9 protein-coding genes are annotated in these 10,234 nt (G+C 67.5%); 8 read left to right on the plus strand and 1 reads right to left on the minus strand.

Going from position 1 to position 10,234, the window contains the following annotated elements; translation table 11 throughout:
- Positions 1 to 84: 84 nt before the first annotated feature.
- Positions 85 to 1,794 (plus strand): multicopper oxidase family protein, encoded by a 1,710-nt coding sequence (locus Y706_RS0112225; protein ID WP_028276816.1) that lies wholly within the window; start codon positions 85 to 87, stop codon positions 1,792 to 1,794.
- Position 1,795: 1 nt separating this feature from the next.
- The gene (locus Y706_RS0112230; RefSeq protein WP_028276817.1) at positions 1,796 to 2,689 is read left to right on the plus strand and encodes a hypothetical protein; all 894 of its coding nucleotides are present in this window, start codon (positions 1,796 to 1,798) and stop codon (positions 2,687 to 2,689) included.
- Between the two features lie 42 nt (positions 2,690 to 2,731).
- On the opposite strand, the gene Y706_RS0112235 is transcribed toward Y706_RS0112230, so the two are convergent.
- On the minus strand, positions 2,732 to 4,471 hold the full coding sequence (locus Y706_RS0112235) for a long-chain-fatty-acid--CoA ligase (protein ID WP_028276818.1): 1,740 nt from the start codon (positions 4,469 to 4,471) through the stop codon (positions 2,732 to 2,734).
- 387 nt (positions 4,472 to 4,858) lie between these two features.
- On the opposite strand from Y706_RS0112235, the gene Y706_RS0112240 reads away from it, so the two are divergent.
- From Y706_RS0112240 to Y706_RS0112265, 6 genes are all read left to right on the plus strand, one after another.
- Positions 4,859 to 6,175, plus strand: a complete 1,317-nt coding sequence (locus Y706_RS0112240; RefSeq protein ID WP_028276819.1) for an erythromycin esterase family protein — start codon at positions 4,859 to 4,861, stop codon at positions 6,173 to 6,175.
- A 33-nt stretch (positions 6,176 to 6,208) separates the two neighbouring features.
- Positions 6,209 to 7,078 (plus strand): universal stress protein, encoded by an 870-nt coding sequence (locus Y706_RS0112245; protein WP_028276820.1) that lies wholly within the window; start codon positions 6,209 to 6,211, stop codon positions 7,076 to 7,078.
- Between the two features lie 104 nt (positions 7,079 to 7,182).
- A complete protein-coding gene (locus tag Y706_RS25180; protein WP_043436058.1) occupies positions 7,183 to 7,869 on the plus strand; it encodes a hypothetical protein in 687 nt (228 codons plus the stop codon).
- A gap of 269 nt (positions 7,870 to 8,138) precedes the next feature.
- Positions 8,139 to 9,344 carry an inorganic phosphate transporter gene (locus Y706_RS0112255; protein WP_028276821.1) on the plus strand — a complete coding sequence of 402 codons (1,206 nt, stop codon included), beginning with the start codon at positions 8,139 to 8,141 and terminating at the stop codon, positions 9,342 to 9,344.
- Positions 9,341 to 9,562 (plus strand): hypothetical protein, encoded by a 222-nt coding sequence (locus Y706_RS0112260; RefSeq protein WP_028276822.1) that lies wholly within the window; start codon positions 9,341 to 9,343, stop codon positions 9,560 to 9,562. The genes Y706_RS0112255 and Y706_RS0112260 overlap by 4 nt, the downstream gene beginning before the upstream one ends.
- Positions 9,563 to 9,678: 116 nt before the next feature.
- Positions 9,679 to 10,227, plus strand: coding sequence for a dihydrofolate reductase family protein (locus Y706_RS0112265; protein ID WP_028276823.1), 549 nt, complete (start codon positions 9,679 to 9,681; stop codon positions 10,225 to 10,227).
- Positions 10,228 to 10,234 lie beyond the last annotated feature (7 nt).

Genomic DNA, 10,234 nt, shown 5'->3' on the forward strand with positions numbered 1-10,234 from the left:
TACGGTCCGCCAGCCGGCTTCCTCACTTGTTGGAAAGCCACTTTCCGACACGGTATACAGCACTATTGCCCACCTGGAGGGGCCATGACTACACGACGAGAAATTTTCAAACTGGGCGCTGTCGGCGCCCTCGGCCTTGCCGGTTTCAAAGGCGGCGACGACGACATCCCGACGACGGGCACCACCGCGCCGGCCGCGACGCCGGTCACTGCCAGTCTTCTTTCACCGCAGAACATGCCTGTTCCCTATGCGGGAGTGTTTCGCCGCCCGCCCGAGCTGGTCCCCTTTCAGACGGGTTTCGACGGCGGCGACCCGGCCCGTCCTTTCGCCCGGTACGCCCTTACCCAGAAGCTCGGCCAGGCCCACTTCCTGCCCGGACTGAACACCACCGTCGCGGGCTACAACGGCATCTTCCCCGGCCCCACCATCCGGGCCACCCAGGGCACCCGGATCGAGGTGCGGATCCGCAACGCGCTGCCCGCCGCCGGGCTGGTTCAGCCGGCCCGCTTTGATACCGTCACCCACCTGCACGGCTCAGCGTCGCTGCCGCAGTACGACGGCTACGCCAACGACATCACCGTCCCGGGCAACGTCAAGAACTACCGGTACCCCAACTGGCAGACGGCCCGGACGCTTTGGTACCACGACCACAAGCATCACATCACCGCCCAGAACGTGTATTCGGGGCTCGCGGCCTTCTATCCACTGTCCGACAAGTTTGAGCGTGCCCAGCTGCCGCAGGGGGAATTCGACGTGCCCCTGATGATCTCGGATGCCATGTTCAACGCCGACGGCTCGCTCGCCTACAACGACAACGACGTCAAAGGCCTGTGGGGGGACATCATCATGGTCAACGGCGTGCCGTGGCCGACCATGAAGGTCAAGCCCCGGATCTACCGCTTCCGGGTGCTCGACGCCTCTATTTCGCGGTCCTACCGGCCCACGTTGTCCACCGGAGACCCCGTCTACGTGGTCGCAACAGACGCCGGCATGACGCCCAAAGTGGAGGCCGTGAAATCGTGGCGGCAGGGCACTGCGGAACGCTATGAGGTGCTGATCGATTTCCGGAAATACCGGACCGGCCAGTTGATCGAGCTGCGGAACCTCAGCAACAAGAACAACATCGACTTCGCGAACACCAACAAGATCATGCGCTTTCAGGTAGTGCCCGACTCGGGGTCCGGGGCCGGTTCCATTTCCAGCATCCCGGCCACCCTGGACGACGGCGGCTCCGTCAACGCCTCCAAGGGGGGCATCCCCACCATGAGCCTCACCCCGGCGATGGCCAAGGCGAAGCGCGAGCTGAGATTCTTCCGGGACCACGGCGAGTGGACCGTCAACGGCGTCACGTGGGCCGACGTGGAGAAGTCCGGGTTCACCAAGCTGTTCGGCAACCCCCAGCCCTTCGACGTCGAGCAATGGACCATCATCAACGCGTCCGGGGGATGGTTCCATCCGGTACACATCCACCTCATTGACGCCAAGATCATCGCGAGAAACACCAACGGCGGCCTGCCGTTTGCCTGGGAGAAGGGCCCCAAGGATGTCTTCTACGCCGGCGAGAACGAGTCCATCACCGCCCTCATGCAGTTCGACACAGGTACCGGCGGGGGCGGGCGCTACATGATCCACTGCCACAACCTGGTCCATGAGGACCACGACATGATGGTGCAGTTCTCCGTAGGCGACCTCCGCACCAACGACCCCATCACTTCCGACCCGCCGACTCTGGACACCACTGCTCTGGACGCGTTCCCGCCGGTGTACCGGCCCGGACTGCCGGCGGGGACCTGAGATGGGCCGCGTTGGGGCGCTGGGCGCGGCGGCCCTGCTTGTACTGGCGCTGAGCGCCTGCACAGGCGGCGCGCCGTCACCGGCCCAGCTCTCTCCGACGGCAGCGCCGACCGCCGGCGCCGTGCAGAGCGCGGCGCCCGTGTCCCTCGAGACTGGGACCGACGTCGGCAACGGCCGCCCGGCCGTGAGCCACGACGGGCTGATGGTTCGACGCCGCGCGGTCATTGCCATCCACCCCGCCGAGGGCGGAAAGCCGGGCGCGCCGCGCGCACGGCTCGAGCAGACCGCCGCTGCCGGCGGCATCGTCCTTTCCGACATCCCCCCGGACGTGCTCGAACCAGCGATCCTGGAGCACCTCGCGCCGGAACTGATTCTGGCGCTTCCGCCCGGAAGCACCAGCGACGAGGCCGAAAATCTGGCGGAGCGCGCCTTCGGCCCGGAGGGCAGCTACCCAGGCGTGGAGCATGTCCACGTCGCCTCAGTCCTCGTCCACGACCTCAAGTTCAGCGTCGCTGCCGCCGATCCGGCAGCCCTGGCGGCTGCCATCGCCGAGGAAGGCATTCTCTCGGACGCGCTCGGGAACTATGGCACGTCGGTGGATGGCGGAGCCCTGGCGGTCACGTACACGGGACCACTGCTCAGCGACTCGCTGGTGGAATCCGTGCGGAACGGCATGGCCCGCGGCGCCGGGGTCCAGCCAGCGGACGTGACGCTGGCTCCCCGTTCAACCACGGGGGAGGGAGTGGACATGTCCCGCGAACCGGAACCGGCGCCGGAGCCGGAGCCTGAACCGTCCGCGGAGGACAGCGGGACGCACTCGCATGAGGAAGCCGGCGATGATTCGGGCAGCGGCACACCAGCGACGACCCCGGGCGCCGACGATTCAGGACACTGAGGTGTCCGGACGCTGACCGCACCAGTGGCCGGCCGGGGCAGACTACCGGCCGGCCACGAGTGTGTCCCGGATCTCGCGGCGCAGGACCTTGCCGATCAGCGAACGCGGCAGCTCATCCACCACGGCAACGCGGCGCGGCACCTTGTAGGCGGCCAGGTTCTCCCGGGCAAACGCCAGCAGCGCCTCCGGGTCCAGGCCGGAGCCCGCGGACGGGACGACGGCCGCAACCACGTCTTCGCCGCCGCCCGGGCGGGGCAGTCCCACCACACACACGTCCCGGAGACCGGGGTACCCGGAGAGGACATCTTCAACTTCCGTGGGGGAGACGTTGAAGCCCCCCGTGATGATCAGTTCCTTGATCCGGTCCCGGACGGTCACGAAATCATCCTTATCTACCGAGACGATGTCACCGGTCCGGAACCAGCCGCCCTCCAGCAGCGCCTCCTCGGTCTCCTTCGGCCGGTTCCAGTAGCCGGCGAAGACCTGCGGTCCGCGGACCAGGAGCTCGCCCTCCTCTCCCGGGGCACGGTCCAGGAGAACGTTCCGCGGGTCCACCACACGAATGTCAGTCAGGGGAAACGGGACCCCCACGGTTCCCGGTTTCCGGCTGGGACCGAAGGGGTTGCCCAGGGCGATGGGCGAGGTTTCCGTCAGCCCGTAGCCCTCGATCAGGTAGCCCCCGGTCGCCTTCTCCCACGTGTCCACCGTCGCCGTCGGCAGGTTCATCGCCCCCGAGATGGAGAAGCGGATGCTGTCCAGCGCGATACCGCGCTCGGCGGCTGTGGCGGCGATGCGGTCGTAGATCGGCGGCACCGCCGGCAGGAATGTGGCAGGCGACTTCCTGTGCGCCTTCAGCACCAGGTCGACGTCGAACTTAGGGAACAGCACCAGTTTCGCGCCGATGCTCAGGGCGAACGTCATGCAAAGCGTCAGTCCGTAGGCGTGGAACATGGGCAGCACCGCGTACACGGTTTCCCGGCCGTCCTTGAGTCCCGGCACCCAGGCGCGGCCCTGCGCGGCATTGGCCTGCAGATTGGCATGGGTCAGCATGGCGCCTTTGGGCCGGCCCGTGGTGCCGCTGGTGTATTGGATGACAGCCAGGTCTGTGGCGGCCGGGCGCGGATGCTTTTTCTTCAGGTCGCCCGCGCCAAGGAGGTCTTTCCACGCCAGCACCCTCCGGCGCGCCGGCTGCGCCACGGGCCGGGGCGAGTGCTTGCCGGCGGTCAAGGCGGCACGGGCGGCGCGGGCCGCCGGCACGGGGAGCCGCAGCGCGACCCGTTGCAGCAGGGGCATCGCCGGAATCAGTTCAACGGAGACGATGCTCTGCAGCCCGACGTCGGCCGGCAGTTGGCGGACCTTGTTCACGGCCTTGTCCCAGACAATGGCGACGGTGGCGCCATGGTCCTCGAACTGGTGGCGCAGCTCGCGGTCCGTATATAAGGGGTTGTGTTCGACGACCACGGCGCCCAGGCGCAGTGCCGCGTGGAACGCGATGATGTGTTGCGGGCAGTTCGGCAGGACCAGCGCCACCCGGTCACCGGCCCGGACGCCGAGCTTCCTCAGTCCCGCGGCCGCCCTGTTGATGGCGGTGCCGAGGTCCCGGTAGCTGGTGCGCGCTCCGAAGAATTCCAGGGCGGTCTTCTTGCCGTAGCGCCGGACGGACGAGTCCATCAGGTCGACGAGGGACCCTTCCGGGAGCTTGAGGCTGGCGGGAACCCCGGGGCTGTAGTGGCGGGTCCAGGGGCGGTCGGGACGCCTGGGCCCTGCGGATTTGGTGCTCATGGTGTGTCCTTGCCACTGGGCTGCGCTGTGATGTGCGGGGCTGTGCGGTGCCGGGCTGCCGGCCTCGGGCCCGGCCGGGCCCGTCAAGAAATCCTACCGGGGCGGCCCCGCCTGGCCGCGTGCCGCGGAGGCCCCGGCGGCGGCCGGTGCCGGCCCGGAGGTGACTTTTGGCCCTTGGCACCCGGCAGGCCTGGGCGGAAGCTGGGGCGTACACCGCGAGCCGCGGGTCCGCGCACTTCTCTGGGGTCGTTCAGGACACAGGTTCACGCTGGTCACAGGTTCGCGCAGGTCACAGGTCCGCGCGCAATTAACGCGCAATTTACGCAAGAAGAAGGTCCACGGGGGCGTCATGAAGCACCAGCAGCCGATCGACGTCGAGGATCCGCGATGAACCCCGAGGCCGTCACCCGGTCCACCGTGTTGAAGGAGGTCCACGATCTCGCCCGGCCGCTGAAAACCGATCGGGACCTCAACGGCCTCGTGCGGCGCGCGGCCGACTGCCGTTTTGTAGCCATCGGCGAGGCCTCCCACGGCACCCACGAGTTCTACACCTGGCGCGACACCCTCAGCAGGCGGCTCATCGCGGAGGAAGGCTACAACTGGATTGGGGTGGAAGGGGACTGGCCCGACTGCTGGCGCATCAACCGCTGGGTCCGCGGCCAGGAGGGGAAGGGCCAGGGCGTCCACGCGCTGCTGGCCGGCTTCGAACGCTGGCCAACCTGGATGTGGGCCAACGAGGAAGTCGCGGCGTTCCTGGACTGGCTGCGCAGCTGGAATCTGGCCAGGCCGCTGGACAAACGTGTCGGCTTCTACGGACTGGATGTCTACTCGCTCTGGGATTCGCTGCGCGAAATCATCGGCTGGCTGCAGGCGAACGTTCCCGACGCCGTCCCCGCGGCGGAGCGCGCCTGGCAGTGCTTCCTGCCCCACCACGAGGACCCGCACCAGTACGCCTGGAGCACGCGGCTGGTGCCGCAGTCCTGCGAGCCCGACGTCGTGGCCCTCCTGACCGAGGTCAGGAACCGGGCCTTCAGCCCCGGCCGGCATGAGGAGGACGCCTTCGACGCCGTCCAGAACGCTGAAGTCGCGGCCAACGCCGAGCACTACTACCGCATCATGGTCCGCGGCGACAGGCAGTCCTGGAACGTCCGCGATCACCATATGGCCGACACCATCGACCGGGTCAGCAGGCACCTCGGGCCGGCGTCGAAGGGACTGATCTGGGAACACAACACACACATCGGTGATGCCCGGGCCACCGACATGGCGCAGGACGGCCTGGTCAACGTCGGGCAGCTGCTGCGTGAACGCCACGCGGGGGAAGGTGTGCTGCTGGTCGGCTTCGCAGCCCACCGCGGCTCCGTGCTCGCCTCCGACGGGTGGGGCCGCCCCGAACGCATCCTGACGGTGCCGGAAGCGCGCCCGGGCAGCCACGAAGACTTCCTGCATCAGGCCCTGGGGGTGCCCTCAGTGCTGGTGTTCGGCGACGACCGGACCGGGCCGTGGCTCTCGACACGGCTCGGACACCGGGCGATCGGCGTCGTCTACCACCCGGAACGGGACGCCGGAAACTACGTTCCGACCCGGATGGGGGAGCGCTACGACGCACTCATCTGGCTGGAACACACCGCAGCGCTGCGCCCGGTGCACCATGAAGGCCCGACCCGCGAACCGGAGTTCGGGACCGAGCCCACCGGATTCTAGGCCGGTGTGCATTCCAGGAAAGCAGGAATCAGCATGAGCAAAGCAATCATCGTCGGCGTCAACGGGTCCGCAGGCAGCAACGCCGCCCTGGCCTGGGCCCTTGACCGGGCCGCCCGGGACAAGCTCCCGGTCACGGTCGTCCACGCGGTGGACGACAGGTGGATGTCACCGGATTTTCAGTACCACGAGATCATCCGGGAATCGGGGATGGATCTGCTTCGGGACGCTGAGACGGCCGCCCGTGAACAGGCCCCGGACGTCACTGTGGACATCCAGCTCCGCCATGGCAGCGGCGGCTCGGTGCTCCGGGAAGTCTCCAAGGAGGCAGCCATGATCGTGGTTGGCGGCCACGACAAACATTGGATGGGCGGCGGTCCCATGACGGACCGGGCCCTGCAGATTGTTTCGGCCTCGGAATGCCCGGTAGCCGTCGTGCCGGCGAAACCGGCCACCGGGGCAAAGGGCGTCGTGGTCGGCGTGGATGGCTCCGAGGAGTCGCTGCAGGCCGTCGCCTTCGCGGCCGCCGAAGCTGACTGGGGTGGAGACGAGCTCACCGTGGTCCTCGCGTTCAAGAGCCCTGCCCGGTGGGTCGAGAAGCAGCTGCCGACCAGTGGTCTCGCCGAGAGCATCGTCGAAGAGGACCGGATTGTTCTCGCCGAGTCGGTCGCCGGGCTCGGCGACAAATACCCCGACCTGGTGGTCCATCAGCGCCTTGAGACCAACACCGAACCGGCCAAGGCCCTCGTGGATATCGCCGCCGACGCCAGGGAGTTGGTGATCGGAAGTCGCGGACGTGGCGGGTTCTCCCGGACGGTGCTCGGCTCCACGGCGCACGCTGTGCTCCTGAACGTGCCGTGCCCTACCATCGTCACGAAGGTGCATAAGGTCAAGCACGGGGACTGACCGCCCGACAAGCAACCCGTTGCCGGCAAGGTCCCGGAACGGCCCGGAGAGCCCCCTTTTGGAGGGGGCTTTCCGGCGCCGCCAACGGATGGGAGGATGATGCCGTGGACCCCTTCTTCAATTTCATCACGCACTTTTGGTGGCTCGTCTTTCCCCTGAGCGGACTGGCCGGCGGGTGGGCGCGGTCCTGGTCCAAAGCCGCCGAACGCCGGCACCGCCGCCGCGTGGAGCTTTACACGCTCAAGAACCAGGCGGCGCAGGCAGAGCAGGCCAGCCAGGCCGACGTGCTGGCCCTCATGAAGGCGCACGACACCGTCAACAAGCGCTGGCTGGATTACGAACTCGACGTGGGGAAGCTGATCGACTACCCGGTCATGACGGATGTCCGGGAGCCCCTCACCGTGGCCTTCCTACGGGCCAAACGCGAGGCCGACGGGCTGCGCCCCGCCGCCCCGGTGGAAGTCAGGACTGCCGCGCGGCTTGCGGAGTACCGGGCGGCCGTGACCAGCTTTGAGCTCGCATTCGACGTCGCCGAACGGGAAGCCAAACGCATCAGGGACAGCAAGTTCACCGGTCCCGAACGCCAGCGGCTCGAGACAGCCCGGAAACTTCTGAGGATCGCATCGGACGCGGCCGCCACTCCCGCCGAGCGGCAGACGGCCTACCGCCGCGCCCGCCGGGAACTCGACGGGCTCATCGTGCTGCCCGAGGCGACGCTCGCGGCGCTGGAGGACAGAATCGCTTCGATGCTCGGTGCGGGCCCGGCGCCTGACGTCCGCCGGGCCGTCTGAGCTGGGCCTCTTCCGGTGGAGCCGGGCGGTGCCCGCTGTGACCAGCATCGCACCGCCGCGGTGAAGGCCCGTGCCGCACAGGAGGGCCGAATTTAGGGTCTTCTGGCACGTTTTGCCCGGCCGTCATTCCCACGTACCATCGATAAGGTTTCAAGCTGCATATGCGACCACCGCGAGTTCATTCGGACAGACCCCGGATGAACGTGGTGGGCAAGCGGCACCGGGGACGTGAAACTGGCTGACCATGGACACTGCAGATTGGGCAACAGGTGGAAATCACCGTAATGGTGGCGCTAGTGATATCGCTGGCGCTGTTCTTCGACTTCACCAACGGATTTCATGACACCGCGAACGCCATGGCTACCCCCATCGCGACCGGCGCCATCAAACCGAAAACAGCGGTTGCCCTCGCGGCGGTGCTGAACCTCGTGGGAGCGTTCCTCTCCACGGAAGTCGCCAAGACCGTCTCGGGCGGCATCATCAAGGAAGGCTCGGACGGGGTCCAGATCACCCCGGACATCATCTTCGCCGGGCTGATGGGCGCCATCCTCTGGAACATGATCACCTGGCTCAAGGGCCTGCCGTCCAGTTCCTCCCACGCGCTCTTCGGAGGCCTGATCGGGGCCGCGATTGCCGGTATCGGCATCCACGCGATCAACTTCGAGTCAATCCTCCAAAAGATCATTCTTCCCGCGGTGTTCGCCCCGGTCATCGCGGGCGGCGTAGCCTACTTGTGCACGCGGCTGGCGTACGCCCTGACGGCCCGCCATGACCCCGAAACCGGGGACAAGCTCACGCAGAAGCGCGGCGGATTCCGGACCGGTCAAGTCTTCACGTCCAGCCTCGTGGCGTTGGCCCACGGCACCAACGACGCCCAGAAGACGATGGGCATCATCACCCTGGTCCTGATCTCTGCCGGCCTCCAGCCTGCCGGCTCCGGTCCGGAGTGGTGGGTTATCACCGCCTGTGCCTTGGCCATCGCGATCGGCACGTATTCCGGCGGGTGGCGGATCATCCGCACCATGGGCTCGGGACTCACCGAAGTGAAGCCCGCCCAAGGCTTTGCCGCCGAGACCAGCACTGCCACAGCCATCCTGGCGTCCTCGCACCTGGGCTTTGCCCTGTCCACCACGCAGGTGGCCTCCGGCTCGGTCGTGGGCTCCGGCATGGGACGCCGCGGCACTACGGTGCGGTGGGGAACCGCCGGTCGGATTGCCATCGGCTGGCTGTTCACGCTGCCGGCCGCTGGAATCATGGGCGCGCTGACGGCTCTGCTCGTGCAGACCGGGGTCGTAGGCGTGATCATCGCGGCAACTGCGGGCACCGCCGCAGTGGCCTATATGTTTGTGCGCTCACGGAAGTCGCCCGTGGGCAGCAACAACGCCGTCGAGATCGAGGAAGTCGGCCAGGCCGTGCAGTTCCGCAAGAAAAAGTCCGCCACTAAGTCGATCAAGAACGGCGGTGCCCAGCGATGAAATGGCTGGAACTGTTCAGCGTGGCGAGTGCCACGCTTGTGTCCGCTGTAACCGTGGTAGTTCTCTACTCCCTCGGCGTCAGGCTCACGGCCATCGCGGGGGACACCCGGACCTCCCCGGCGGCCTGGACCCGACCACTCGCTTACACGTGCTTCGCTTTGTGCGGCGCCGCCATCCTCTTCGGGCTGTACCTGATCATTCCTTACTTCCACAAGTAAGCCGCTGCCCGCATCCAGGTCCGGTTGCCCGTGCATTTCCGGCCGCCGCGTGGGGGTCGGCTGACCGTGCGTCAAGGGGATGGGACACCGGCCACCGCAGTGGCTAGGCTGGGGCCATGGTGAGCTTCCAGTACTTCGTGGCGTCCTCACTCGACGGGTTCATCGCCACTGCCGACGACAATCTGGCCTGGCTGCTGCAGTTCGACGGCTTTGAGGGCGGACAGGACAGCTATGACGCGTTCATGGCCGGCGTCGGCTGCATCGTCATGGGCGGCGAGACCTACGCGTGGCTTCGGGAGCATGAACCGGACACCTGGCCGTATCCGGGCACACCCTCCTGGGTCTTCACCCGCCACGAGCACGCCGCCCCGAAGGGCGCGGATGTCACGTTTGTGCGCGGGGCCGTAGGCGAGTTCGTGGACGACCTCAAAGAAGCGGCCGGCGGCCGGAACGTGTGGGTTGTGGGTGGAGGCGTGCTCGCAGCGCAGTTCGCTGACGCCGGGCTGCTGGACGAACTGATTGTCTCGGTCATTCCGGTGGTCCTGGGCGGCGGCAAGCAGTTGCTGCCCATGGCGGGCCCGACGCCGCCGCTCGAGTTGACATCTTCCCGCACCCTGGGCAGGGGCATCGTGGAACTGCGCTACCGCTTCCCGGCCCGGGCGTAGCCGGATC

Origin of the sequence: Arthrobacter sp. I3, from assembly GCF_000520575.1 — a bacterium.
In the GTDB taxonomy this organism is placed as follows: Bacteria; Actinomycetota; Actinomycetes; order Actinomycetales; family Micrococcaceae; genus Arthrobacter; species Arthrobacter humicola_A.

Bases quoted from the DNA above. Each gene is read 5' to 3' on its own strand.
- Y706_RS0112225 (WP_028276816.1), top strand. From the start codon at position 85: ATGACTACACGACGAGAAATTTTCAAACTGGGCGCTGTCGGCGCCCTC.
- Y706_RS0112230 (WP_028276817.1), top strand. From the start codon at position 1,796: ATGGGCCGCGTTGGGGCGCTGGGCGCGGCGGCCCTGCTTGTACTGGCG.
- Y706_RS0112235 (WP_028276818.1), bottom strand. From the start codon at position 4,471: ATGAGCACCAAATCCGCAGGGCCCAGGCGTCCCGACCGCCCCTGGACC.
- Y706_RS0112240 (WP_028276819.1), top strand. From the start codon at position 4,859: ATGAACCCCGAGGCCGTCACCCGGTCCACCGTGTTGAAGGAGGTCCAC.
- Y706_RS0112245 (WP_028276820.1), top strand. From the start codon at position 6,209: ATGAGCAAAGCAATCATCGTCGGCGTCAACGGGTCCGCAGGCAGCAAC.
- Y706_RS0112260 (WP_028276822.1), top strand. From the start codon at position 9,341: ATGAAATGGCTGGAACTGTTCAGCGTGGCGAGTGCCACGCTTGTGTCC.
- Y706_RS0112265 (WP_028276823.1), top strand. From the start codon at position 9,679: ATGGTGAGCTTCCAGTACTTCGTGGCGTCCTCACTCGACGGGTTCATC.